17 protein-coding genes and 3 tRNA genes are annotated in these 24,382 nt (G+C 64.8%); 7 read left to right on the top strand and 13 right to left on the bottom strand.

The annotated features are described in order from the left end of the window. The first annotated feature begins 33 nt into the window (after positions 1–33). Complete coding sequence (locus tag ACSQ3Q_RS09525) at positions 34–1,044, top strand: P1 family peptidase (protein WP_436134146.1); 1,011 nt, start codon at positions 34–36, stop codon at positions 1,042–1,044. A gap of 72 nt (positions 1,045–1,116) precedes the next feature. Here the strand turns inward: ACSQ3Q_RS09525 and ACSQ3Q_RS09520 are convergent, their stop codons facing one another. Then, on the bottom strand, positions 1,117–1,476 hold the full coding sequence (locus ACSQ3Q_RS09520; protein ID WP_436134145.1) for a DUF1801 domain-containing protein: 360 nt from the start codon (positions 1,474–1,476) through the stop codon (positions 1,117–1,119). Positions 1,477–1,847: 371 nt separating this feature from the next. On the opposite strand from ACSQ3Q_RS09520, the gene ACSQ3Q_RS09515 reads away from it, so the two are divergent. Continuing rightward, positions 1,848–3,170: a TAXI family TRAP transporter solute-binding subunit gene (locus tag ACSQ3Q_RS09515; RefSeq protein WP_436134144.1), complete on the top strand. Its 1,323-nt coding sequence runs from the start codon at positions 1,848–1,850 to the stop codon at positions 3,168–3,170. A gap of 128 nt (positions 3,171–3,298) precedes the next feature. On the opposite strand, the gene ACSQ3Q_RS09510 is transcribed toward ACSQ3Q_RS09515, so the two are convergent. Then, entirely contained in the window at positions 3,299–5,758 is a 2,460-nt protein-coding gene (locus tag ACSQ3Q_RS09510) for a DUF1631 family protein (RefSeq protein WP_436134143.1), read from the bottom strand. Positions 5,759–5,846: 88 nt separating this feature from the next. After that, positions 5,847–7,508, bottom strand: a complete 1,662-nt coding sequence (ettA, locus tag ACSQ3Q_RS09505; RefSeq protein ID WP_436134142.1) for an energy-dependent translational throttle protein EttA — start codon at positions 7,506–7,508, stop codon at positions 5,847–5,849. A gap of 243 nt (positions 7,509–7,751) precedes the next feature. Here ettA and ACSQ3Q_RS09500 point away from each other — a divergent pair, with 243 nt between their 5' ends. The 4 genes from ACSQ3Q_RS09500 to ACSQ3Q_RS09485 all read left to right on the top strand — a co-directional run bounded on the left by ACSQ3Q_RS09500 (position 7,752) and on the right by ACSQ3Q_RS09485 (position 13,417). Then, complete coding sequence (locus ACSQ3Q_RS09500; RefSeq protein WP_436134141.1) at positions 7,752–9,590, top strand: DEAD/DEAH box helicase; 1,839 nt, start codon at positions 7,752–7,754, stop codon at positions 9,588–9,590. Between the two features lie 7 nt (positions 9,591–9,597). Beyond that, entirely contained in the window at positions 9,598–10,212 is a 615-nt protein-coding gene (locus ACSQ3Q_RS09495; RefSeq protein WP_436134140.1) for a nucleoside-diphosphate sugar epimerase, read from the top strand. A gap of 54 nt (positions 10,213–10,266) precedes the next feature. Continuing rightward, on the top strand, positions 10,267–11,376 hold the full coding sequence (locus tag ACSQ3Q_RS09490) for an endonuclease/exonuclease/phosphatase family protein (RefSeq protein WP_436134139.1): 1,110 nt from the start codon (positions 10,267–10,269) through the stop codon (positions 11,374–11,376). Between the two features lie 163 nt (positions 11,377–11,539). Beyond that, on the top strand, positions 11,540–13,417 hold the full coding sequence (locus tag ACSQ3Q_RS09485; RefSeq protein WP_436134138.1) for a M14 family zinc carboxypeptidase: 1,878 nt from the start codon (positions 11,540–11,542) through the stop codon (positions 13,415–13,417). A 374-nt stretch (positions 13,418–13,791) separates the two neighbouring features. Here ACSQ3Q_RS09485 and ACSQ3Q_RS09480 read toward each other — a convergent pair whose 3' ends face one another. Beyond that, positions 13,792–15,540 carry a cation:proton antiporter gene (locus tag ACSQ3Q_RS09480; RefSeq protein WP_436134137.1) on the bottom strand — a complete coding sequence of 583 codons (1,749 nt, stop codon included), beginning with the start codon at positions 15,538–15,540 and terminating at the stop codon, positions 13,792–13,794. A gap of 210 nt (positions 15,541–15,750) precedes the next feature. Between ACSQ3Q_RS09480 and ACSQ3Q_RS09475 the strand changes: the two genes are divergently transcribed. Continuing rightward, a tRNA-Arg gene (locus ACSQ3Q_RS09475) sits at positions 15,751–15,827 on the top strand. 136 nt (positions 15,828–15,963) lie between these two features. Here the strand turns inward: ACSQ3Q_RS09475 and ACSQ3Q_RS09470 are convergent. From ACSQ3Q_RS09470 to ACSQ3Q_RS09430, 9 genes are all read right to left on the bottom strand, one after another. Then, the gene (locus ACSQ3Q_RS09470) at positions 15,964–16,167 is read right to left on the bottom strand and encodes a hypothetical protein (RefSeq protein ID WP_436134136.1); all 204 of its coding nucleotides are present in this window, start codon (positions 16,165–16,167) and stop codon (positions 15,964–15,966) included. A 180-nt stretch (positions 16,168–16,347) separates the two neighbouring features. Further along, positions 16,348–16,423 (bottom strand) — tRNA-His (locus tag ACSQ3Q_RS09465). Positions 16,424–16,471: 48 nt separating this feature from the next. After that, positions 16,472–18,400 (bottom strand): SurA N-terminal domain-containing protein, encoded by a 1,929-nt coding sequence (locus tag ACSQ3Q_RS09460; protein ID WP_436134135.1) that lies wholly within the window; start codon positions 18,398–18,400, stop codon positions 16,472–16,474. 59 nt (positions 18,401–18,459) lie between these two features. Continuing rightward, positions 18,460–18,535: transfer RNA gene (locus tag ACSQ3Q_RS09455), tRNA-Val, on the bottom strand. 16 nt (positions 18,536–18,551) lie between these two features. Next, a complete protein-coding gene (locus ACSQ3Q_RS09450; RefSeq protein WP_056164954.1) occupies positions 18,552–18,824 on the bottom strand; it encodes an HU family DNA-binding protein in 273 nt (90 codons plus the stop codon). 460 nt (positions 18,825–19,284) lie between these two features. Beyond that, positions 19,285–19,851 (bottom strand): CDP-diacylglycerol--glycerol-3-phosphate 3-phosphatidyltransferase, encoded by a 567-nt coding sequence (gene pgsA, locus ACSQ3Q_RS09445; protein ID WP_010460895.1) that lies wholly within the window; start codon positions 19,849–19,851, stop codon positions 19,285–19,287. Between the two features lie 110 nt (positions 19,852–19,961). Beyond that, positions 19,962–21,965 (bottom strand): excinuclease ABC subunit UvrC, encoded by a 2,004-nt coding sequence (gene uvrC / locus ACSQ3Q_RS09440; protein ID WP_436134134.1) that lies wholly within the window; start codon positions 21,963–21,965, stop codon positions 19,962–19,964. Between the two features lie 167 nt (positions 21,966–22,132). Further along, positions 22,133–23,134: a Bug family tripartite tricarboxylate transporter substrate binding protein gene (locus ACSQ3Q_RS09435; protein ID WP_436134133.1), complete on the bottom strand. Its 1,002-nt coding sequence runs from the start codon at positions 23,132–23,134 to the stop codon at positions 22,133–22,135. 208 nt (positions 23,135–23,342) lie between these two features. Continuing rightward, complete coding sequence (locus ACSQ3Q_RS09430) at positions 23,343–24,344, bottom strand: Bug family tripartite tricarboxylate transporter substrate binding protein (protein WP_436134132.1); 1,002 nt, start codon at positions 24,342–24,344, stop codon at positions 23,343–23,345. Positions 24,345–24,382 lie beyond the last annotated feature (38 nt).

Genomic DNA, 24,382 nt, shown 5'->3' with positions numbered 1-24,382 from the left:
CCGCGCCATTGGCCACACCCATAATCAGCAGCCATGAGCGCCCCCCACCTCGCCGGCGACCCCGGCAGCATTACCCGCGTAGCCGGCATTGAAGTCGGCCATTTCACCGAGACCCGCCGCCCCACCGGCTGCACCGTCATCATGACGCGCGACGGCGCCGTGGCCGGCGTGGATGTGCGCGGCGCCGCGCCCGGCACGCGCGAGACCGATCTGCTGCACCCCTCCAACCTGGTGGACAAGGTGCACGCCATCGTGTTGGCCGGCGGCAGCGCTTGGGGGCTGGATGCGGCCACCGGCGCTGTGCGCTGGCTTGAGGAACGCGGCATCGGATTCGACGTGGCGGTGGGCCGCCTGCCCATCGTGCCCGCGGCCGTGCTGTTTGACCTGCTGGTGGGCGACATGCGCATCCGCCCTGACGCCGCCGCCGGCTATGCGGCGTGTGATGCGGCCACCACTGCCGACCCGGCCGAAGGCAATGTGGGCGCCGGCACTGGCGCAGCGCTGGGCAAAATCTTTGGCATCCAGCGCGCGATGAAGGGCGGGATCGGTACCGCTTCCGTCACGGTCGACGGTGTGACCGTCGGCGCCTTGATCGCCTGCAACGCACTGGGCGACGTGATCGACCCGAACACGACCCAGGCGATCGCCGGCGCCCGCACCGATGACGGCCTCGCGCTGCGCGACACCCGGCGCGCCCTGCTGCGCGGGGATCCGCCCCAGCCGCTGCTCGCGGGCACCAACACCACCATCGGCGTGGTCGCGACCGACGCGGTTATCACCAAGGTGCAGGCCCACCGGCTGGCAGTCTCTGCCCACGATGGCCTGGCGCGCAGCATCAACCCCGTGCACACGATGTCGGACGGGGATACGCTCTTCAGCCTGGGCACCGGCCGCGCCGGCAAGAGCCTGGGCATGATGGTCCTGGCCACCATGGCCGCAGAGGCCACTGCCATCGCCACAGCACGTGCCGCGCGCGCTGCGCGGTCGATCACGACGGCCGAGGGTCTGTACTTGCCTTGTGCTGGCGACTTGCTTGTGCGCTGACCGGCCTCGCGGTGCGGCACGCGCACTGAACTGCTGACTGGCCGAAGGCTCTGCTCCGCCCGACCCCTTCGTTCAAGCCCTGGTGGCGTGTTGGTAGGCCAGCTTCAGATAGTCAGGCACGTGCCGGGTTTGGAGGTCTTCCAACGCAACCAGTTTGATGTGCCGCCGCAGCTTGCCGTCGCCCTCCAGCACGCCGTGCGGGTCGGGCAGCGCAGCCCCGTCGCCAAACTCAAGCGACACATGCTTGGTGTAGGCAAAAACACCGCAGAAAGCCTTGTTTGCGGAGAACAGCAGCCCGCCGTACTTCACTTCTTCGGTCACCGAGGGGTCGAGCCCCAGAACCTTGTCACGTACGGCAAGCACCAGCGCGTAGCGGCTGGCATCCAGGGCGCGGAGGTCTTCGAGGAGTTTTTTGACGCGGGCATCGGACATGGGTTTGGGCTTCCCGGAAGGTCGGTTGCTGGGCACGAGGGTTGGGCTGCTGATCCCGTGACTGACAAGAATCGGCGATCTGGCATGACGGCGGGCCACGTTAGTGACACCAAGGGCGGCCCGCCGCGGAGCAGTTTGCCACGGCCCGTGCCAGGTCATGCCGGCCGGCCGGGCGCGCGCGCAGCCCCGAGCTACAAGAGCTTCGGCCCTCAGGAGGCTGGTTTGGTCGTGGCCGTGGATCGCGTGCATTGATAATCTGCAGCCTGGTCGCTGGTGTCACCCCAGCAGCCGTGCCCCAACACCTTCCCGACCGCGGCCGCGCTGACCCGCGCGCACTTTGCGCCTCGCAAATATCCCTTCACGATCCATTCATGTCCCAGGCTTTCCGCAACACCCTGCTTTCGCTGCGCGACCTGATCGTGTCAGCCGGCCCCTTGGCGTTTCTGGCGGTCGGACTGCTGATGCTGGCGTACTGGTGGCTCAACCCGAATCCACCCAAGACCGTGACCCTGGCCACGGGCCCCGCTCAAAGTGCGTACGAAGAGTTCGGCAAGCGCTACCAGAAAGCCCTGGCGGTCGACGGCATCGAGGTGGTGCTGCTGCCCAGCGATGGGTCTTCGCACAACCTGCAATTGCTGCGCCAAGGTAAGGCCGACGTCGCGTTTGTGCAAGGCGGCACCGCCGACTTGCAGCCCGAGGATGCAGATGCCCTTGTCTCGCTGGGCAGCCTGTTTGTCGAGCCTGTATGGTTGTTCTACAGGGCCGACTCTGCCGAGCGAGCCTACAAAACGCCCAAGCTCGACAGCCTGCGCCAGCTGCGCGGCTGGCGCGTGAACGTAGGCTCGGACGGGAGTGGCGTGCCCAAGCTGATGGAGCGGCTGCTGGAGGCCAACAAGGTGGAGCCCGCTTCCGTGCAGATGTCGCGGCTGGAGCAGACGCCAGCGACTGTGGCGTTTCTGGCAGGCAAGCTTGATGCGCTGGTGTTCGCATCGGCTCCTGAATCGCTGATGGTGCAGATGCTGCTGCAAACGCCGGGCGTGCAGTTGCTCGACTTTGCCCAGCACGAGGCTTATGCACGGCGCTTTCCGTTTTTGACACCGGTCACGCTGCCGCGCGGGGTGGTGGACTTGGCGTCGAACGTGCCGGCACGGGACGTGCGGCTGGTGGCATCCACCACCTCACTGCTGGCGCGCGACGCGACGCACCCGGCGCTGCTCACACTGTTTGCGCAAAACGCGCAGAAGCTGCACGGCGGTTCGGGCTGGTTCAACCGAGCGCGGGAGTTTCCAAACTCCCGCAACAGCGAACTGCCGATTGCCAAGGAAGGCGACCGGGCGATGAACGAGCCGGTGCCGGTGCTGCAGCGCTACCTGCCCTTCTGGATGGCAAACCTGATTGAGCGCATGTGGCTGGTGCTGGGCATTTTGCTGGCCATCATGCTGCCGCTGTCGCGCATCGTGCCGCCGCTGTACCAGTTCAGGGTGCGCTCGCGCGTGTTTCGCTGGTACGGCCGCCTGCGCGAGATCGAGAACGACATGGAGGCGGGCAAGGCAGATTCGGCCGAGTTGCTCAAGGCCCTGAACGCGCTCGAAGCGCAGGCTGAAAAGGTGAGCGTGCCACTGTCGTATGCGGACGAGCTGTACGCGCTGCGCAACCATATTCACCTGGTGCGCAAGAAGCTGCTGCGGGCTTGAGGTGAGTCTCGGCGAGGAGCGGGTAGGGCATGGGGGTATCGCCGCACGGTGATGCCCTTACTCAGGAACCCGGACAGGCTGGGCCAGGAAGCGCGCTGAATGCAGCCGGCGACAGCCCAGCAGCGGATTCAGCGTGTCTTAGTAGACGACCGGGAGCTCGATCCAGACCCTGAGGGCGGGCCGCCAGCGGATTTGCGGGGCGACCCGGCAGCCACGGCGTCCAGCGCCCGTGCGGTGGTCGGCTCGCTGGGTACCACGCGGAGCGAACCCTCGGCAGCCAGCTTGTCACGCATGCGCCGTGTCATGGACTGGGTGCTTGCGTCGGGGGCGGTGAACAGGAACAACGTGCCGTGCGGGCTGGCCCAGGTGAGCTGGGTACGCACCAAACGCCCGTTGGTGATGAGCTCAACCCAGGCGCCGATCACAAAATCGGCATACGGGTCAGGAGCGGCCTCCACCGGTGCTTGAGCGCTGTCTTCCGCCGCATTGGCGGCGGAGGGCGCCTCAGCGGCTTGCAAGGCAGACGGTTGTGCTTCGGCTGAGGGCTCCTGCACGGCTTCAGGTTCGGGAGCCGGCGCCACAGGGGCCGGTGCGGGCTTTTCAAAGGCCGATTGGTGCAAGCCCACCAGCCGCTGCAAAAACGCACTGGTCTGCACCGCCGGATGGTTGATGGTCTTGAGCCCCTTGCGCAGCTTGGCCAGCAGGCTGGGAATCGCCTCGTTCAGGCGGTCGGGCTCTTTGCGCGTGAGGTCGGGCTGGGAACTCCAGAGCAGCACGGGCACCAGCGCTAAGTAGCCGCCCGGGTCTTCGTCGGTGTTGTCCTCCGCCTTGAGCACCTGCGCCAGCGCGATCACGTCGGCCCAGGGGCCCGCGGCGAAGTCGAGCACGTCAGCCGGCACATTCTCCAGATCGGGCAACTTGCGGATATCGGCCGCGATCTTCTCAGCCAGCATTTCGCGCTGCTCGGCGTGCAGCAGGGCTTTTTGCTGGGCCTCCTGATGGGCCCTGATCTTCTGCTCCTGCGCATCCCATGCGGAATGCAGCGCCTTGAGCACCGTGTCGAACGGTCCGGCGTCTTTGATTTCGTTGGCGGTCAGATGGTCGACCGCGCCCTGCAGCAGGCGCATGAAGCGGCTGAAGCCTGGCGTCGACTCTGCCGTGAAGGCCAGGCTGCGCTGCGTGAGCTCGTCGAGCAGGCGGCGCGCAGGGTGAGACCCGTCGGTAAAGAACCGCCCGTCGTGCTGCACCAGTTGCTTGAGCGCTGGCTCCAGGCTCTTCACGGCCTGCTGTACCGGCCGCAGCAGGCGGGTGTCCTGCGAAATGTTCTCCATCATGCGGCTGACCACCTCGATGGCCACGGCCGGCGACTGCGTGGCGGCCTCCATCGGCATGGCCGCATATACCACCGGCGCGACACCCGGCCCACGCCAGCCCGACAAAGGCGCAGGCAGCGAGGCTGACTGACTGCCGCCAGCAAGCCGCCCCACCAGGCGCTCGAGCTGAGCCATGTCTTCAATCGCCTCGGCTGCGGCCCCGGCAGGCATATAGCCACCGTGCGCCACCGCCTGCACGGGCACGCCCACACCGGCCGGAGCCACCCAGACAGGCTGCAGTGCGACCGGCTGCGAAGGCATGGCCCCATAGGCCCGAGGGTCAAACGGGTCCCCGCCCGCCAACATCTGGCGCAGGATGCCCACCGTCAGCAGCGCCTCTTCAGCCGCTGCCCCAGGCCCCATCTGCGATTGCATGGAGTCGCCGCTCCACCCGGTCGAGGGGCCGTTGCCCCGGCCATAGCCCGTGTTGCCGTAGTCCCCCACGGGCGTTGCCATGGAGTTGCCGTAACCGGAATACCCGCCGCCGTAACCCGTGCCCATACCGGTGTTCGCGCTGCCGGCTCCGTACCCACCGCCCCGGCCTGAATTGCCGGAAGGGGTCCCCAGCACGGCGTAACCCACGGGTTGCACCCCGTGTTCGCGCAGGCTGGCAGCGGTTTTTTTGTATTCGTCCACCAGGAGCTTGCCCAGCAGGTCGCGCATGTGCTGCATCCAAAGCTGGCGGACTTCGGCAGAAACGCCTGTGTCACCCACCACCTGCTGAAGGGCGCGGATGTAGCTTTCAGGACGCAGGGGGTTGCGTTCGGGCTGGACGCTGCGCAGGCCTTGTGCGGAGCTCACCAGCGTATTGAGTTCTGCCAGCACCGCGTCCGTGGCGTGCAGCGCAGACTGCTGGGCCTTGGACAGCTCCACCTGGGCCTGCATCTCGTTCTCATCCATGAGCGAGAGCTCGCCGAAGTCCATCCCGGTATCTTCAGCGGAACTGCGGCCCTTGCCGATGGACGGGCCTTCGGCAAAGATTTCCAGGAGGGCCATCGGGTAGCCCTTGACCATCGCGGCCTCGTGCTGGTTCAGCAAGCGCAGGCTGTCACTGACCAGATTGCGCTGCTGAATATTACGAACAGCCGTTTCCTCCCCCGTTAATGCCCCCTGGGTGACCTTGATCAACTGCTGCATCAACGCCTCGCCCCCGCGCACGGCGTTGACAACGCAGGCACGGAAAACAGTTCTCGACGGAGAAGCAGGCTGGGTCATGGTGGGGAGGGGCGGACGAGAGGTTTCCAGATGCAATCGTACTTGACCTGAGGCGTTAATTCAGGCCTTCAAACCACCTACGGACGGCTTATTTCAGAGCTTTGTAGCGCATGCGCTTGGGTTTGGCACCCTCTTCACCCAGCCGCTTCTTCTTGTCCGCTTCGTACTCTTGGTAATTGCCGTCAAAGAAGGTCCATTGGCTGTCGCCTTCGGCTGCGAGGATGTGCGTGGCGATACGGTCGAGAAACCAGCGATCGTGGCTGATTACCAACATCGTCCCGGCAAACTCCAGCAGCGCGTCTTCCAGGGCACGCAAAGTTTCGACGTCCAAGTCATTGGAGGGCTCATCGAGCATGAGCACATTTCCGCCCGCGATCAGGGTCTTGGCCAGATGCAGGCGCCCGCGTTCGCCGCCGGAGAGCATGCCCACCTTCTTTTGCTGGTCACCGCCATTGAAGTTGAACCGCCCGCAGTAGGCGCGGCTGGCCATCTGGAACTTGCCGACGTTGAGGATGTCCAGTCCGCCGGACACGTCTTCCCACACCGTCTTGTCGTTGGCCAGGTCGTCACGGTGCTGGTCGACAAACGCCATCTTGACGGTGGAGCCAATGACGACCTCGCCCGAATCCGGCTTTTCCTTGCCAGCGATCAGCTTGAACAGCGTGGACTTGCCCGCGCCGTTGGGGCCGATGATGCCGACGATGGCGCCCGCGGGAATGTTGAAGCTGAGGTTGTCGATCAGCACCCGGTCGCCAAACGATTTGGTCACGCCCTTGAACTCGATCACCTGGCTGCCCAGACGGTCCGCCACAGGGATGAAGATTTCGTTGGTTTCGTTGCGCTTTTGGTATTCGAAGTCGCTCAGTTCTTCAAACCGGGCCAGGCGGGCCTTGCTCTTGGCTTGGCGAGCCTTGGGGTTCTGGCGCGACCATTCCAGTTCCTTCTTCAGCGCCTTGGCGCGGGCTTCTTCACCCTTTTGTTCAGCTTCCAGACGGGCACCCTTTTGGGTCAGCCAGTCGGAGTAGTTGCCCTTGTACGGGATGCCGGAGCCACGATCCAGCTCCAGAATCCACTCGGCGGCGTTGTCCAGGAAGTAGCGATCGTGGGTGATGGCCACCACGGTGCCCGAGTAGCGCTGCAGGAACTGCTCCAGCCAGTCCACCGATTCGGCATCCAAGTGGTTGGTTGGCTCGTCGAGCAGCAGCATGTCGGGCTTGGACAGCAGCAGTCGGCACAGGGCCACGCGGCGCTTTTCACCGCCCGAGAGCACGCCGATGTTGGCGTCCCACGGGGGCAGGCGCAGTGCGTCGGCGGCAATTTCAAGCTGGTGTTCCGAGTCGGTACCGGCGGTGGCAATGATGGCTTCCAGCTCGGCCTGTTCGGCGGCCAGCGCGTCAAAGTCGGCGTCTTCGGCGCCGTAGGCGGTGTAGACCTCTTCCAGGCGAGCCTTGGCGGCAAATAGCTTGCCCATGCCCGCTTCCACACTCTCCCGCACGGTTTGCGTGGGGTCGAGCTGGGGTTCCTGGGGGAGGTAGCCGATATTTAGGCCGGCCATGGGGATGGCTTCGCCTTCGATTTCCTTGTCGAGGCCGGCCATGATCTTCAGGAGGGTGGACTTGCCCGAACCGTTGGTCCCCAACACGCCAATCTTGGCACCCGGGAAGAAGCTCAGGGAGATGTCTTTCAAAATCTGCCGCTTAGGGGGCACGATCTTGCCGACGCGATTCATGGAAAAAACGTATTGGGCCATTGAGTGTCAAACCTGCAAAAGTGAGCAGAAATTCTGCGTGCAAACCGAGATTATCGGGCCATGCGACAATACCCACCGTAGCGGGCTCCAGTTGCCTGCCACATCAGCACACTGCTGGGGACGAAGGAAGCATCAGCTTCCAGGCTCCCACCCTTGAACCTCGTCGGCTTGAGACTGGCTCGGCAACCCCCCGGTTGTACGACAGGCCGATACCCAGCGCCCCGGATGGGCGCATTCAACGACATGACATTTGACGAACTGAACCTGGCTCCTGCCATCCTGAAGGCCGTGCACGAAACGGGCTACGAAACCCCCACGCCCATTCAGGCCCAGGCCATCCCCGCCGTTCTTGCAGGCCACGACCTGCTGGCCGGCGCGCAGACTGGCACCGGCAAGACCGCCGCGTTCACCCTGCCCCTGCTGCACCGCCTTTCGCAAAGCGCTGCGCCCAAGAACAAGTTCGGCGGAAAGGGCATCCGTGCCCTGGTGCTGACGCCCACCCGCGAGCTCGCCGCCCAGGTGGAAGAGTCCGTGCGCGAATACGGCAAATACCTCGACATCAACTCTACCGTCGTCTTCGGCGGCGTGGGCATGAACCCGCAGATCGACCGCATCAAGCGCGGCGTCGACATCCTGGTGGCCACTCCCGGCCGCTTGCTCGATCTGCAGCAACAGGGCTTCCTGGACCTGTCGACCGTGCAGGTGCTCGTGCTCGACGAAGCCGACCGCATGCTGGACATGGGCTTCATCCACGACGTGAAGAAGGTGCTGGCCCTGGTGCCCCGCGAAAAGCAGAGCCTGCTGTTCTCGGCCACCTTCAGCGACGAAATCCGCGACCTGGCCAACACCCTGCTCAAGAACCCCCAGAGCATCCAGGTCACGCCCAGCAACACCACGGTGCAGCGCATCACCCAGGTGATCCACCCCGTGGGCCGCGGCAAGAAAAAGCAAGTGCTGCTGCACATCATCCAGCAGCACAACTGGAGCCAGGTGCTGGTGTTCACCCGCACCAAGTTCGGCGCCAACAATGTGGCCGAGTTCCTGACCAAGAACGGCGTGAACGCCATGGCCCTGCACGGCAACAAGAGCCAGAGCGCCCGCACGCAGGCCCTGGCAGGCTTCAAGAGCGGTGACATCCGCGCCCTGGTAGCCACCGACATCGCGGCCCGCGGCATCGACATCGACGAGCTGCCGCACGTCGTGAACTATGAAATCCCGAACGTTTCGGAAGACTACGTCCACCGCATCGGCCGCACCGGCCGCGCTGGCAACAGTGGCGAAGCCGTGAGCCTGGTCTGCATGGACGAAGAAGGTTTCATGATGGACATCGAGCGCTTCACCAAGCAGCAGATTCCTGTTCAGATCATCGAGGGCTTCGGCCCCGACGCCGGCGAGAAAGCCGAGCCCATTGCCATGGGCCGCCAGACCATCTGGGGCGGCGCAGGCAAGCCCCCGAGCCGTGACGTGATGCAGGCCGCAGCCAAGGCAGCCCGCAGCGAAATGATGGACCGCATCCGCACCAACAAGGCTGGCCAAGGCGCTGGCGGCGGTGGTGGCGAACGCGGCCCCCGCCCTGCCGGTGGCGGCAATGGTGGTGGCCGTGGCGGCCGCGCTGGCGGTGGCGCAGCAGCGGGTGGTGGTGGCGGCAATGGCCCGCGTGGCGGCCGTGCCGGCGGTGGTGGCCAGGGCGGCGGCGGCGCACGCGCCGGCGGCCAGGCACCTGCACGCGGTCGCTCCGGCGGCGGCGGCGGTGGTGGCGGCTACGAAGGCGGCGGTGGCGGCAACCGCTACGACGACTCCCAACCTCCCCGCGCCAATGCCCACCTGGGCACGCACATGGGACACGCCAATCCAGGCCACCGCAGTTCCGGCCACGCCGGCGGCGCTGCAGGCGGCCAGCCTGATCCGATGCGCACGAGCGTAGACAGCATGGGCGGCGGTCGCCGCGGTGGCGGCGGCTATCGTGGTGGCAACGGCGGCAACAGTGGAGGTGGCGGCTATGGCGGAGGTACGGGTGGTTCTGGTGGCCGGGGCAACGGGCCTCGTGGGCCAGGCGGTCCTCGCGGCTCTTTTAACCGCTGAGCAATCCTTGGTCGGCGACGCAGCCATGGCACCCGCTGCGGTGCATGTGCTGCACGCCCGCGGCCGGCGCGCACCCGCGCTGAGCGCCCCACGGCTGCACCTGCACGCGGTGGACTTCACTGCGCAGCCGCTTTTACCCAGTGGCTTGGCCGCTGTGAATGATGTCTACATCACCCTGGGCACGACGATGGCCGCTGCAGGCAGCCAGCGTGCCTTTCGCGCTGTGGACTACGACGCCGTGCTGGCCACAGCGCATGCGGCGCGGGCCGCGGGCGCAACACGCTGCGGCGTGGTGACCGCCATGGGCGCCAACGCGCACTCACCGATCCTCTACAACCGTGTCAAAGGCGAAGTCGAGCGCGATCTGCAAGCGCTGGGCTTTGAGACATTGGTCATTGCGCGCCCTTCGCTTCTCATGGGCGAACGCCAGGCTCTGCACCAGGCACCACGCCGTGCAGAGACCGTCTCGATCAAGCTCTTCCGCTGGTTCAACCCCGTGATCCCGGCTGACTACCGCGCCCGCCCGGGCGTAGACGTGGCGCGGGCACTGGTGCATGCCGTACAGTCGCGTCCGGCTGGACTGCACGTACTGTCTGGCCACGCGCTGCAACCTGCAGGTTGAGCCGGGCTTCCCGGCGGCCGGGTGTGCGGTCCATGATCTCAACACCGCCCCCTCATGCGCCCCAACGAAACTCCCATTCCCCTGGCCACGCTGATGGTGGCCACCTGCAACGTGCTGAATTTGGCCAACCCGGGGCGCATGTTCTATGCCAACCAGGACACGTATACCGAGGCCGAATTCGACCGCAAGCTCAACTGGCTGGGTGATCGTTTTCGCATGCTCAATGCCGATGTGCTGGCAGTGCAGGAAGTGTGGGACGACGCCGCCTTCAAGGGTGCCCTGGGCCGCAGCGGGTTGCGCTACGACTTCGTCTCAGTGCCCGGCGCTGAAAACAATGCGGCGCACGCGGGTGCCCAGGGCACGCCGCGCGTAGGGATCGCCACGCGGCTGAAGGTCGATGCCCTGCAATCGTTCGCAGAGTTTCCACCCGGATTTCAGGTCGAAGTCCCGGGCCTGGGCGGGCACACGCGGTTCGAACGCCCGCCGTTGGTCGCTACGCTGCACATGAAACACGGGCAGGTAGTCAACGTGCTGACCGCGCACCTCAAGTCCAAGCGGCCGAAGTTTTTGCAAGATGCACAGGGCGGCGCGCTGGAGGATCGGGACGACCCCAAGGTAATGGCACTTGCGTCGCTGCGCTCGCTCATGATGCGCGGCGCTGAAGCCATGGCCCTGCGCTGCCTGGTGATCGACCTGCTGCACCGTACCAGCGTGCCGTTGGTGGTGCTGGGCGATTTCAACGACACGCCGGACAGCGTGACCACGCAACTCATCTGCGCCACCAATGAGATTGCCTACGACCGCAGCGCGCGCGATGTGGCGCTGTTCAATGCATATGAGCTGCAGGGCGATGCAGCGCTCAAGAAGGACGTCGCGTACTCTCATATCCACCAGGGTTCTCCCAGCGTGCTGGACCAGATCCTGGTTTCCGAAGAGTTCTTGCACAACGGCCGCAACAGCATTGGGGATGTGCGCAGAGTCGACTACTTCAACGACCATCTGCACGAAGGCCGCGACCGATCGCGCTCGGACCACGGGTTTGTCCGGGCGCTGCTGCGGGTGAAGATGCATACAGACTCTCCACCTGCACCAACGGCATCCCCCACCTTCCCTGCTTCCACACTCCCCGCTGCACCTCTCGGGGAAATGCCGCAGCGTCGTTAACGCAGGATTGCTGGCGCGCCGCTGCCCGTACGGTGATTTTTTGAGTGATTGCGCGTGTCAACAGGGCCTTTGCAACGGGATGTACGCTGACACGGTAGGGCAGGAGTGCGCAGGTAACATCGCCGTAACAAAGCCGCGCGGCGGCCCCACTGGCAGAACCACCATGACCATGCACTCCTTTTTCCGCCGCGCCCCGCGCGACTCGGAGCCTTCTCCGCTTTCCCCGCCGTTGCCGCAAATGCCATGGAAGGTTTCCGCCTTGCTGGCCGCCGTGTTGCTGGCGGCCTGCTCAAGCACCCCGCTGCCACCATGGCCCTCCAACCCGACGGCGCGCCCCAACGCGCCCGCACCGCTGCCCCCCCGTGCACAGCAAGGCACTGTGGTGCCGACACCGTTGGGTCAGGGGCCGCAGGTATCGCAGCCTCCCCGCCAGGGCGTGATCACCAGCCCGCTGCCGCCGTCGGCACCGCTCGTGGTGCAAAACGAAGGCCCGATGGCACCGCCCTACAGTGCCGCCGTGGCAGCCCGGTTCCCGGACCCTGCCGTGGCCTACGGCACCCCAGGGCTCAACGCAGAGCGCCGGGCCTTCACCACCAATGCCGAGCTGAGCCAGTGGATGCACTCGCTGGCAGACCCAGCACCGCGTGGGCCCACCCGCACCAAGCTGCTCAACCTGGGCATGTCGCAACGGGGTGAGCCCATCCTGGGACTGCTTGCCACGCGCGCTGCAGGCACCGAGCCCGCCCAACTGGACAACAGCGGCCGCCCCACTGTTGTCCTGATCGGCCAGCAGCACGGCGACGAGCCCGCGGGCAGCGAAGCCTTGCTGGTCATCAGCCGCGAGCTGACACAAGGCCTGCTCGAGCCACTGCTGGACCGCATCAACGTGGTGATTGTCCCGCGGGCCAACCCCGACGGTGCCGCCGCTGGCACACGCGTGACGGCCAATGGCGTGGACATGAACCGCGACCATCTGCTGCTCAACACACCAGAAGCACGTGCGCTGGCGAAGGTCGTCAACGACTACCGCCCCATCCTCGTGGTGGACGCGCATGAATACACGGTGGCGGGCCGCTATCTGCAGAAATTCAATGCGGTGCAGCGCTACGACGCGCTGCTGCAGTACGCCACCACCGCCAACTACCCGGAGTTTCTTACCAAGGCTTCGCAGGAGTGGTACCACCAGCCCATGGTGGCCGCCCTCAAGGCGCAAGGACTGACCAGCGACTGGTACTACACCACCTCCAACAACCCCGACGACAAACGCATCTCGATGGGCGGCACACAGCCGGACACGGGCCGCAATGTGAACGGCCTCAAGAACACCGTGAGCCTGTTGATCGAAACACGCGGCGTAGGCATCGGGCGCATGCACATCCAGCGGCGCGTGCATTCGCAGATCACCGCCATCACCAGCGCCCTGCGCAGCACCGCAGAGCGCGCCGGCAACCTGGAGCAGGTGCGCTCTTTTGTGGTGCGCGACATCAGCGCCCAGGCCTGCCGCGACCAAGTGGTGATCGAAGCAGCCGCCACGCCCACCCAGCGCGACCTGGACTTCCTCGACCCCGAGACCGGAGCCGACCGCCAGATCAAGGTCGAATGGAATTCATCGCTGACTTTGCGCCCCACCAAGACCCGCGCACGGCCTTGCGGCTATTGGCTGTCGGCCAAGTCGACCGCCGCTGTGGAGCGCTTGAAACTTCTGGGTATTCAGGTGATGCGTGTGGCCGAGCCGGGCTCTGCCCTGGCCGACGTTTACCGCGAAACCTCTCGGGAATCGGGCGACCGGCAGGACGTGATTGGCACCATTGCGGGTGGCACGGGCATCGTGCGCGTGCAGGTGGCGCCGATGCGCAGCGCTATCGATGTGCCCGCTGGCAGCTTCTACGTACCGCTGAACCAGCCCCGGGCCAACCTGGCCGTGGCAGCGCTGGAGCCCGACACGCAAAACAGCTTTTTCGCCAACCATGTGATCGACGCGCTTGGGAACACCGCACGCGTCATGGCGCCGCCAGCGCTGGTATTTGAAGAAACTGATTGAGGTTGTGCGACGGTTTGGGGGCCTGCTTGATCGCCTTCACGGCACGCCGCTCCTGGAGCCCACCCGCATGAGGCTTGCAAGATTCAGCTGCAAGGCCTCCGCATGCTAGAGCGCTGACACAATGCTTTGGCGAAGTGGCCGCCCGCGGCACGGCCTGCATCGGGCCCAGGACTGCGCCCCCCTGGGACCGGCGAACAGTGGAAGGATGCTGCCCATCCAAACGAATGACAGCGCGCGAGTCGGCGCGCAAGCCCTGCACACTCTTTGATGAAGTGCGGAAGCGTTTGAACTATTTGCTATAAAATTGATAGCTATAAACGCTTATAAAACAAGCGCTAGAAGCCAAAAAAGCCTCAAAAATCCATGCCCGTGCCTCATACCCGCCCGTGCAAAGACGCCGGGCCGGTGTGTTGCGCAAGCCGCGCCTCAGTGCGCTCCAGCACGTGGCGCGCCATGGACTGGGCGAGCGCCTCATCGGCAACGAACACGGCGCTGCCGCACTCCTGTGCAATGCGCCGGGCCTCGTCCCCGCTTGCGCTGCGGACCACGGTTTCGATCTGGGGGTTCAACGTGAGCGCCGTCTGGATGATCTGGCGCACGTTCAAGGTGTCAGGCGTCGCAATGACCAGCATCGCAGCGCGCGCGATGTGGGCCTGGATCAGCACCGCCGGGTCCACCGCATCACCAAACACCGCAGCAACGCCGGCCTGCCGCAATGACTCCACCAGCTCGCGGTTTTGCTCTGCGACCACAAAGGGGATGTCGTTGGCCGCCAGCGCATTGGCCACCCGCCGCCCGACCCGCCCGTACCCCACCAGCACCACCTGCCTTGCAAGGTAGCGCCCGTCCGTGGTCATGGGAAGCTCCGCCAGCGGGTCATCCCGTTGCTCCAGCCGCCGCGCGATTTCGGACCGGGCGCGCAACCAGGTTTGCAGCGGCGCAATCGCGTGAAACAGCATTGGGTTGAGCGCCATGGATATCAGCGCGCCCGCCAGCACCAGGCTTGCGCCCTCCGGTGGCAGCAGGCCGAGTGACGAGCCAAGGGCCACGAGGATGAAGGAGAACTCGCCGATCTGCGCCAGGCTGGCCGACACAGTCAGCGCGGTGTTGAGTGGGTAGCGAAACGCCAGCACCAGCGCCGCCGCAGCCAGCGTCTTGCCCAGCATGATGATGGCCACCACCGCCAGCACCTGCACGGGCCGATCCCACAACACGGCGGGGTTGAACAGCATGCCGACCGACACAAAAAACAGCACCGCAAACGCATCGCGCAGCGGCAAAGACTCCTGCGCGGCGCGGTGGCTGAACTCCGACTCCCGCATCACCATGCCCGCAAAGAACGCACCCAGCGCAAACGAGACGCCAAAAAGCGCAGCGGACCCAAACGCAATCCCCACAGCCGCCGCCACGACGCACAGCGTGAACAACTCCCGCGAGCCCGTGCGCGCCACCTGCCACAGCACCCAGGGAAACAGCCGGCGGCCAACGACCAGCATCAGCACAACGAAGCCTCCCACCTGCAGCAGCGTCCAGCCCAAGGTCTGCCACAGTGCCAAGCCATCGACACCGCCAGCTCCCGCCGAGCCGCCTTCCCCGCCAAGCCAACCGGCCAATGGTGGCAACAACACCAGCACCAGCACCATCGCCAGGTCTTCCACCACCAGCCAGCCCACCGCAATGCGACCGGTGTGGCTGTCGAGGATGCCGAGCGTTTCCAGAGCCCGCAGCAGCACCACGGTGCTGGCGACCGACAACGCCAGACCAAAAACCAGCGCGCCGCCGAGGCTCCAACCCCACCAGGTCGCCAGCCCCATGCCCATCGCTGTGGCTACGATCATTTGCACGACTGCGCCAGGCACGGCAATCTTGCGCACCGCCAGCAGATCGCCAAACGAGAAATGCAGACCCACGCCAAACATCAGCAGCATCACGCCGATTTCTGCGAGCTGGCTGGCCATAGCACCGTCCGCCACAAACCCGGGCGTGAAAGGCCCGATCACCACGCCTGCGAGCAGGTAGCCGACCAGCGCAGGCAGCCGAAGCCGCGTTGCCACGAAGCCCAACGCGAGTGCCAGCCCGAGCGCAGCGGCAATCGTGTGGATGAGCGTGAGGCTGTGGGTCATGGGGTCGTGTTGAGCTGGGCAGCAGGCCCAGGGGATGCCCTCGTTATAACCGCATCGGCCGCGCGCCCGATGCGGCCGTGCCGCTTGGACTGGATATCGCCACGCCCCGCGTCAGCGCCGGGTTATCATTCGGGGCTGCGCAATCGCGCAGTCGCAGAGCGCCCCATACGCTCTCCAACAGCAAGTAGGCCTCTCTCGCCGAAAGCCCATCTGCCCGTAGCTCAACTGGATAGAGCAATAGCCTTCTAAGCTATAGGTCGGGGGTTCGAGTCCCTCCGGGCAGGCCAAGTCCCAATTCCAAAGACATTCGCCCGCTCGCGAAGCTGCTTTGTATCTCCTGAGGCGACTAAGAGCGGCGACTGTAGCGCTCAGCGCCTTGCTCCACTCAATCTCGCGCGCTGCCAGAGACCAACCCAGCGAGTCTCACCGGTTGGGTTGCGGCACTGCTCCGTAGTTGATGGCAATGGCCTGTAGTACGGCACCGATCAAGGCCGCGTCTCCAGCGCTTTGTGGAACCACTTCCCGCACGATGTCGACCGCGTACTGCAGTTGCTCCTTCGCAAGGGCTGCCGACATGGCGTTGCCGCGTTTTTCACTGGGCGACGCATCGCGGATCACAAGACTCATTAAAAGCTCCATCAGGGTTGATGGCACAGTATGCGCCGTATGCCATGTTGCCGCGCCACAAGGTTCAGACGGCCTGCTCACGACAGGGCTAAGGGCTATACGCTGTGCGCACAGGACTGCCCGCGTTCGCACCCCCAAAACAAAAAAGCGCTGCAACAGATGTTGCAGCGCTTTTAATCTTGGGGTGGCTGATGGGGCTCGAACCCACGACAACAGGAATCACAATCCTGGACTCTACCAACTGAGCTACAGCCACCGTAGCTTTGCATTATAGCTCGATATTTTCATACCGAGCCCACTGAGTTCAATTTTCTGTAGCAACCTGCGGAGTGGATGATGGGCGGGGCGCCTTGATCTCGGCCTTGAAGCGCTTCTTGAGCGTTTCGTAGTAGGCCTGGCCTTCTGCGGAAGCCCACCACTGCATATACTGCTGGCGCTCTTGCTGCGCGCGCTGCGCATCGGGGGCTTGGCGCGGGACCACACGGTTGACCTTGACCACTGCGTAACCTTCGGCGCCGAGATCGGTGCCGGTCCAGGCCGGCAAGGCGTCCGTCGGCGCATACAGCGCGGCATCAATCAGGCCACGCGGCAGGTTCTGCGTCTGTTCGCGCGAGACCTGGACAGCAGCGCCCAGGCCGGTTGCGCTGGCTGGAGCAGCCTTCCACGCGGCCAGCTTGGCCTCGCCCTCTTTGCGGGCAAGCTCCGACGTTTTTTGAGCGAGGTAAAGCTCGCGCACGCGGGCGCGCACTTCTTCCAGCGGCAAGGTTTTTGCGGGGGTGTACTCCACCACACGGCCGGCCGCCATCTGGCTTGGGCCCACTTCCACGGCTTCGGTGTTGCGCTTGTTCTGCAGCGAGTCTGACGAGAACAGCGCTTCCAGGAACTTGGCATTGCCCAGCGGGCCGGGCGCGCCGGGCACTGGAGCGCGGGTGATACCCGACGCAGTTTGCACCTTGAGCTTGAGCTTTTCGGCCACGGGCTTGAGGCTGTCGGCCTGTTCGTAGACGCTGTTGGTGAACGTCTCGGCCACCTCTGCAAACTTGCGCTGTGCCTGCTGCTGCTTGAGCTCGGCCTCCATCTTGGGGCGCAGTTCTTCAAACGAAGGTTGGCGTGGCGTCTTGATGTCGGTCAGCTGGATGATGTGATACCCGAAGTCGCTTTCCACCACATCGCTGATTTCGCCCTTCTTAAGCGCAAAAGCAGCCTCTTCAAACGGCTTGACCATTGCGCCCCGTGCGAAGAAATTGAGGTCGCCGCCGGCTGCTCCCGAGCCCTTGTCGTCGGAGTTCTTCTTGGCCACGTCCGCAAACGTTGCGGGCGCCTTGCGCACTTGGGCCAGGAATTCGGTCGCGCGGGCCTTGGCCTTCTCGCGGTCGGCCGAAGACGCATCCTTGGGGGCGTTGATCAGAATGTGGCTGGCGCGGCGCTCTTCCTTGTCGGCCATGCGGGCAAGGTTTTCCTTGTAGTAGGTACGCACGTCGTCTTCGTTGAGCGTAACGCCTGCGCGCACGCTGGCGAGGTCCAGCACCACATACTCCACCGTTGCCTGCTCACGTTGCTGAAACTGCGCAGGATGGGCCTTGTAGTAAGTCTCCAGGTCCGCGTCAGTCGGTGTCACCTTAGCCGCGTAGTCGGTGGACTTGAAACGAACCACCTGAATTTCACGCTGCTCGTAGAGCGGATCCAGCGCAAGCTTGACCTGTGCGCCCGTCCCAAACACCGAACCCATCACGCCGCCAAGCACCTGGCTCACCGAAAGGTCGCGGCGCACGTTGGCTTCGAAACCTTCGGGCGTGAGGCCCTGGGTCCCCACGAGAGCGCGGTATGCCTCGGCGTCCAAGGTGCCATCAGCGCGCTTGAGCCCTGCAATTGCTGGAATCTCTTGAAGACTGCGGGCCAGCCGGGCGTCGCTGGTTACCAAGTGCATGTCTTTGGCCGCGGCGGCCAGAACGCGGTCACGCACCAACCGTTCCAGCGTGGCGTAGCGGGCCTGTGGCGAGTCGAGAAGCTTGGGATCGACCGAGGGAGACTGCGCGCGGATGCGGTCAGTCTCTGTGCGATGCGCATTGTCCCAGTCCGTCTGATTGATCTTGTGACCGTCGACACGGGCGACCACAGGACTCTTCTCGGAGAAGTAGTTGCTGTCGATGCCCACCAGCACAAACGATGGAATGATCAGCAAGAACAATAAGATCATCACGATCTTGGAGTGCTTGCGGATGGATTCAAACATGGTCGATCTTTCAGAAGACAAAAACAAAAGGCGAACTTGCGTTCGCCTTTGTTCGGTGGTGGTGGGTCCTGACGGTCTCGAACCGCCGACCTACTCCGTGTAAAGGAGCCGCTCTACCAACTGAGCTAAGGACCCCGCCTAAAACTGAGTCTCAGTTCAAAGCATCTTTCAATGCCTTGCCTGGACGGAACTTCGGAACTTTAGCAGCTTTGATTTTAATCGTATCGCCGGTACGGGGATTGCGGCCCGTGCGGGCTGCGCGCTTGCCGACGGCAAAGGTACCAAAACCAACGAGCGACACGGTGCCGCCCTTCTTCAGAGTCTTCTTGACAGCCTCGATCGTGGATTCCAGGGCACGCGCAGCAGCGGCCTTGGAGATGTCGGCGTTGGTAGCGATGTGCTCGATCAATTCGGTTTTGTTCACAAGAAGCCTCTCGGGAAAAGCGTTGATGGAATGTCTCGTGGATATCTGGTCTTCACACGTCATAAAGCACAGCCGGAGGCTGGCAACAAAATAGACGGGGGAATGACTGGCATACACAGCAGTGGCTGCTGCATCAGATTAAAGCCATCGAGTTTCCGGGTGTCAATACAACACGCTGTTTTGCAGCAGCGTTGCACCGAATTCTAGTCGTATTTCACGGCGCGACAGGGCTTGCAGAGCGTTTTTGTCTCATACGCACCGTATGGGCAGGATTCCGTATTGACACCCCAGTTCTGACAAGGCACGCGAGGCAGTTGGCGTTCCAGCAGCCCGTGCCCGGCCAGGGCTGGCGCGCTATATAAAGTGCTTACAACAGATATCTAAAAGCCCAGCGCTAGCGGATGCATAGCAGCGAGCGCACGGCCTGCCAGCGCCAGCGACCAAGGCACCCCACATCGCTCTACTTCACCCGCGCGCGGATTTCAGGCAAGGCCTTTTGCAGGTAGTACACCATCGACCACACGGTCAGCACCGCCGAGGCCCAGATCAGCCAGGTCCCCCACACGCCCGTGTCGATCACGCCGAACAAGCGGGCGTCGTACAGCAGGAAGGGGATCGCCACCATCTGCACCGTGGTCTTGACCTTGCCGATCATGTGCACGGCGACGCTCTTGCTCGCACCGATCTGCGCCATCCACTCGCGCAGGGCCGAGATAGCGATCTCGCGCCCGATGATGATCAACGCCACGAACACATCGGCGCGCTGCAAGTGCACCAGCACCAGCAGCGAGGCGCATACAAGGAACTTGTCCGCCACAGGATCGAGAAACGCGCCAAAGGACGACGTCTGGTTGAGCTTGCGGGCCAGGTAGCCATCGAGCCAGTCGGTAGCCGCGAACACCACGAACATCACCGTAGCGATGAGGTTGCGGGTCGCCGGGTCCAGCGGCGCGTAGAACACCCCCACGATCAAAGGTATCGCGACGATGCGCGTCCAAGTCATCAGTGTGGGGATAGTCCAGAACATGGCGGCGATTGTGTCACGCCGCGGCGCACTGGCTGCCGGTCTGTGGCACGAACGCTCCCCAACATGGGCATGCGGCCTTGCCCTGGAAAATCCCGTGCGCAACCACCGCCTCAGCGCAACGCACGGTAGATCTCCTCCGCGAGCTCGCGTGAAATGCCCTCCACCGTCGTCAGGTCTTCCACGCTGGCGGACGCCACGCCGCGCACCCCGCCAAAGCGCTGCAGCAACCGCGCGCGCTTCTTGGGGCCCACGCCCGGGATTTCCTCCAGCTGTCCCCCACCGATGCGGACCTTCGCCCGCGCAGCCCGCATGCCGGTGATCGCAAAGCGATGGGCTTCATCGCGAATCTGCGCGACCAGCATCAGGGCTGCAGAGTCCTTGCCGAGGTACACCTTCTCGCGCCCGTCGGCAAACACCAGTTCTTCGAGCCCCACCTTGCGTCCCTCGCCTTTTTCGACGCCCACGATGCGGGTGAGGTCTAGCCCGAGTGCCGTGAATACCTCACGCGCCACCCCCACCTGCCCCTTGCCACCGTCGATCAGCACCAGGTCGGGCAGGCGCGCCACCCCCTTGGGCTTGACGGCCCCGGCGGAGGCTTCGGTGTCCGGCGGCGGGGCGGCGGCAAAGTCGATGCCACCGGCCTCGCGCGCTGCCTCCACCACCTTGCTGTAGCGGCGCGTGAGCACCTGGCGCATGGCCGCGTAGTCGTCGCCGCCCGTGATGCCTTCGATCTTGTAGCGGCGGTATTCGCTGCTCTGCATCTTGTGGTGGTGGAACACCACACACGACGCCTGCGTGGATTCGCCCGCCGTGTGCGAGATGTCGAAACACTCGATGGTGAGCTGCTCAAGGTCCTCGGGTGCCAAGTCCAGCGCCTCGGCCAGCGCACGCGTGCGGGCCTGCTGCGAACCTTCTTCTGCCAGCAGCCGGGCCAGCTGCAGGCTGGCGTTTTTTTGGGCCATGTCCAGCCAGGCGCGGCGCTGCTCCCGCGGCTGATGCACCGCCGTCACGCGCAGGCCCGACTGCTCGGTCAACGCCCCCAGCAGCGCTTTGTCCACCGCTTCGCTGGTCACCAGCACCGGTGGCACCGGCACGCCGATGTAGTGCTGGGCAATGAAGGCTTCCAGCACCAGGACCTCCACCGGCCGCGCGGGTGCGGCCACTTCCTCGGCACCTTCGCCCTCCTCTTCGAACACGGCTGCCGCATCTTCGACATGCACCGGAAAATACGGCCGGTCGCCCAGGTGGCGGCCGCCGCGCACCATGGCCAGGTTCACGCAGGCGCGGCCCCCCTGCACACGCACCGCGAGGATGTCGACGTCCTTGTCGTCCGCGATCTCGATGGACTGCTGGTGCAGCACGCGCGACAGCGCCTGGATCTGGTTGCGCACATCGGCAGCCTGCTCAAACTCAAGTTTTTCGGAGTGCGCCATCATCCGCGTCTCCATGGCCTGCAGCACCTCCTTGGTATCGCCGCGCAGCAGGGCTTCGGCGTGCTGCACATCCGAGGCATAGGCCTCGGGCGAGACCAGGTCGACGCAGGGCCCCGTGCAGCGCTTGATCTGGTACAGCAGGCACGGCCGTGTGCGGTTGGCAAATACCGTGTCCTCGCAGGTGCGCAGCCTGAAGACTTTCTGTAGCAGCTGGATGGTTTCCTTCACTGCCCAGGCGCTGGGGTACGGCCCGAAGTAGCGGTGCTTTTTGTCGACCGAGCCGCGGTAGTACGCCATGCGCGGAAAAACCTGCCCCGGCGCCTCGCCGCGTGCAGCCCCGCCGGGCACGCCGGTAATCTTGAGGTAGGGATAACTCTTGTCGTCCCGGAACAGGATGTTGAACTTGGGGTTCAGCGTCTTGATGAGGTTGTTTTCCAGCAGCAGCGCCTCGGCCTCAGAGCGCACCACGGTGGTCTCCATGCGCGTGATCTTGCTGACCATGTGGCCGATGCGCGTGCCGCCATGGTTCTTGGTGAAGTAGCTCGAAACGCGGCGCTTGAGGTGCCGCGCCTTGCCTACGTACAGCAGCGCGCCCTGAGCGTCGAAATAGCGATAAACACCGGGCAGTGCCGGCAGCGCAGCCACCTGCGCCAACAGTTCTTCGGAATGCACATCAGACATGGGCCGTATTGTGGCGGCTCCGGGGCGGCCACCTGCTTGCGGGTGTGGAGGCATGGCGCAGGCGCTCCACCGTGCCAGGCCTTGCTCACACCACGCAACCGATTGCTATCAATTAAATAGCTATTAACGCTTATAAATAAAGCGCTAGGGCCATATTTCCATTCAAATTACTCAGCCTCGATCTTCGACGTCTTGACCACGCTGGCCCAGCCCGCCAGGTCGGCCTTCACCTTGTCGCCCAGTTGCTGCGGGCTCTGGTAGTCGGCCGTGGCGCCCTGGTCCTGTGCCTTTTGCTTGAACGCCGCGCTTTGCACCACGGTGCGGATGTCCGCCGTGAGCTTGTCCACCACGGGCTTGGGCACGGCAGCGGGCACGAACACCGCAAACCACGAGGTGGCGTCCACCTTCGGGTAGCCCGCTTCGGCGGTGGTGGGCACATCGGGCAGGCTGGGCAGGCGCTCCTTGCCGGTGACGGCCAGCACGCGCAGCTTGCCGCCGGCGATGTGGGGCATGAACGGCGGCGCGGTGCCAAAGGTCAGGTCCACCTGGCCGCCCAGCAGGTCCTGCAGCGCGGGGCCGGTGCCCTTGTAGGGCACGTGGACCATCTTGATGCCGCCCTGCTGCTCCAGCATGGCACCGGTCACGTGCTGCAGCGAGCCATTGCCCGACGACGCGTAATTGAGCTTGCCCGGGTTGGCCTTGGCATAAACCACCAGTTCGGCCAGCGTCTTCACCGGCAAGTCGTTGCGCACCACGATGATCTGCGGGGCCGAGATCACATTGGCCACCGGCTGAAAGTCGCCCTGCTCCCACTGCTTTTGCTTCGTCAGGTGGGGCGAGATGACGTGGTAGCCCGAATACTGCATCAGCAGCGTGTAGCCGTCGGCCTCCGCGCGCTTGACGGCGGCAGCTGCGATGCTGCCGTTGCCGCCGCCCTTGTTGTCCACCACCACGGACTGCCCCAGCACCGGCGTGAGCGCCTGGGCGAGCATGCGGGCTGACAGGTCGGTGGTGCCGCCTGCTGCCGTGGGCACGACCATGGTCACAGGCTTGCTGGGGTAGGCCCCCTGGGCCCAGGCAGAAGAAGACGCACCGAGCGTCAAGATGGCCAGGGTGGTGGCGCCCAGGACGGTCAGTGCCGTGAAAGGCCTGCGAGAAAAGGTAGTCATGAAGGTTTTTGTCTCCGTTGTTGTGACTGTCAAAAAATGGTGTCGCTGACGAGGGGCCCACTATCAAGTCGGCGCCCATCCACTTGAACCGTTCACGCTGAGATGGTCAAAGCGCCGCGCAGGGCTTCGGCAAGCTCAACCCGAACGGTGGGTTCAAGTTCAAAGATGCCGACGAAACATGCGCGCGTGCCGGCCGGCGGTCGGCGTTTCAATCGACCGTGGCGCCGGTCTCCTTCACCACGCGCTGCCAGCGGACCAGGTCGTCGCGCACCAGCGTGCCGAGCTGTGCCGGCGTGCCCTTGAAGGGCTCGCAGCCCACGGCAGCGAGCTTGTCGACCACGTCCTTGTGGTCCAGCGCCTTGGCCACTTCGGCCTGCAGCTGCGCCACCACGGGCGCGGGCGTGCCCGCCGGGGCAAACATTGCGTACCACGGCGCCTGGCCGAAGCCCTTCAGGGTCTCGCCGATGGTGGGCGCGTCGGGCAAGGCCGCCACGCGCTTTTCATTGACCACGCCCAGCACCTTGAGCTTGCCGGCCTTGATGAACGCAATGGCCGACGGCAGGCTTTGCACCGACAGCGGCACCTGGCCGCCCACCACATCGGTCGCGGCCGCGGCCGAGCCCTTGTAAGGGATGTGCTGCAGCTGAATGTCCGCCGCCTTTTGCAGCATCTCGCCGATCAGGTGGTTCAGCGTGCCGTTGCCTGCCGACGCGATCGAGTACTTGCCGGGGCTGGCCTTGGCCAGCGCGATCAGCTCGGCCACATTCTTGGCGGGGAACGACGGGTGTGCCACCAGCACATAGCCCGCCGTGGCAATGGGCGCCACGGGCTCGAAGTCCTTGACCGCGTCGAACCCCGCGTTCTTGTACAGCGCCGGGCCGATCACGTGGGCGCTGTCGGCCGTGACCAGCAGGATGTAGCCGTCGTGCTTGGCGCGTGCCAGGCCCGCAGTGGCCAGCGTGCCGCCCGCGCCGGGGCGGTTGTCCACCACCACGCTCTGGCCCATCTGCTCGGACAGCCGCTGGGCCAGCACGCGGGCGATGGCGTCGTTGGCGCCGCCGGCAGCCTGGGGCACGATCAGCGTGATGGGTTTGGATGGGAACTTGTCTTGTGCGTGCGCGCCGAGCGGCGCGCCGCACGCCATGGCGCCCACGAGCGCGCCCAGCAGCAGGGCGGCGTGTCGGCGGTGGAAGGTGGTGGTCTGGGGCATAGTTGTCTCCTGTCGTTGTGTGGTGGTCTTTGCCGTGG

This window comes from Acidovorax sp. LjRoot129 (genome assembly GCF_964253765.1).
In the GTDB taxonomy this organism is placed as follows: Bacteria; Pseudomonadota; Gammaproteobacteria; order Burkholderiales; family Burkholderiaceae_C; genus Acidovorax.
This window is presented reverse-complemented; position numbering and strand designations above follow the sequence as displayed.

Excerpts from the sequence above, each read along its gene's own strand:
- ACSQ3Q_RS09500 (WP_436134141.1), top strand. The coding sequence starts at position 7,752 with ATGACATTTGACGAACTGAACCTGGCTCCTGCCATCCTGAAGGCCGTG.
- ACSQ3Q_RS09480 (WP_436134137.1), bottom strand. The coding sequence starts at position 15,540 with ATGACCCACAGCCTCACGCTCATCCACACGATTGCCGCTGCGCTCGGG.
- ACSQ3Q_RS09520 (WP_436134145.1), bottom strand. The coding sequence starts at position 1,476 with ATGTCCGATGCCCGCGTCAAAAAACTCCTCGAAGACCTCCGCGCCCTG.
- ettA (WP_436134142.1), bottom strand. The coding sequence starts at position 7,508 with ATGGCCCAATACGTTTTTTCCATGAATCGCGTCGGCAAGATCGTGCCC.
- uvrC (WP_436134134.1), bottom strand. The coding sequence starts at position 21,965 with ATGTCTGATGTGCATTCCGAAGAACTGTTGGCGCAGGTGGCTGCGCTG.
- ACSQ3Q_RS09490 (WP_436134139.1), top strand. The coding sequence starts at position 10,267 with ATGCGCCCCAACGAAACTCCCATTCCCCTGGCCACGCTGATGGTGGCC.
- ACSQ3Q_RS09525 (WP_436134146.1), top strand. The coding sequence starts at position 34 with ATGAGCGCCCCCCACCTCGCCGGCGACCCCGGCAGCATTACCCGCGTA.
- ACSQ3Q_RS09430 (WP_436134132.1), bottom strand. The coding sequence starts at position 24,344 with ATGCCCCAGACCACCACCTTCCACCGCCGACACGCCGCCCTGCTGCTG.
- ACSQ3Q_RS09460 (WP_436134135.1), bottom strand. The coding sequence starts at position 18,400 with ATGTTTGAATCCATCCGCAAGCACTCCAAGATCGTGATGATCTTATTG.
- ACSQ3Q_RS09470 (WP_436134136.1), bottom strand. The coding sequence starts at position 16,167 with ATGAGTCTTGTGATCCGCGATGCGTCGCCCAGTGAAAAACGCGGCAAC.
- ACSQ3Q_RS09510 (WP_436134143.1), bottom strand. The coding sequence starts at position 5,758 with ATGACCCAGCCTGCTTCTCCGTCGAGAACTGTTTTCCGTGCCTGCGTT.
- ACSQ3Q_RS09485 (WP_436134138.1), top strand. The coding sequence starts at position 11,540 with ATGACCATGCACTCCTTTTTCCGCCGCGCCCCGCGCGACTCGGAGCCT.
- ACSQ3Q_RS09435 (WP_436134133.1), bottom strand. The coding sequence starts at position 23,134 with ATGACTACCTTTTCTCGCAGGCCTTTCACGGCACTGACCGTCCTGGGC.
- ACSQ3Q_RS09515 (WP_436134144.1), top strand. The coding sequence starts at position 1,848 with ATGTCCCAGGCTTTCCGCAACACCCTGCTTTCGCTGCGCGACCTGATC.
- pgsA (WP_010460895.1), bottom strand. The coding sequence starts at position 19,851 with ATGTTCTGGACTATCCCCACACTGATGACTTGGACGCGCATCGTCGCG.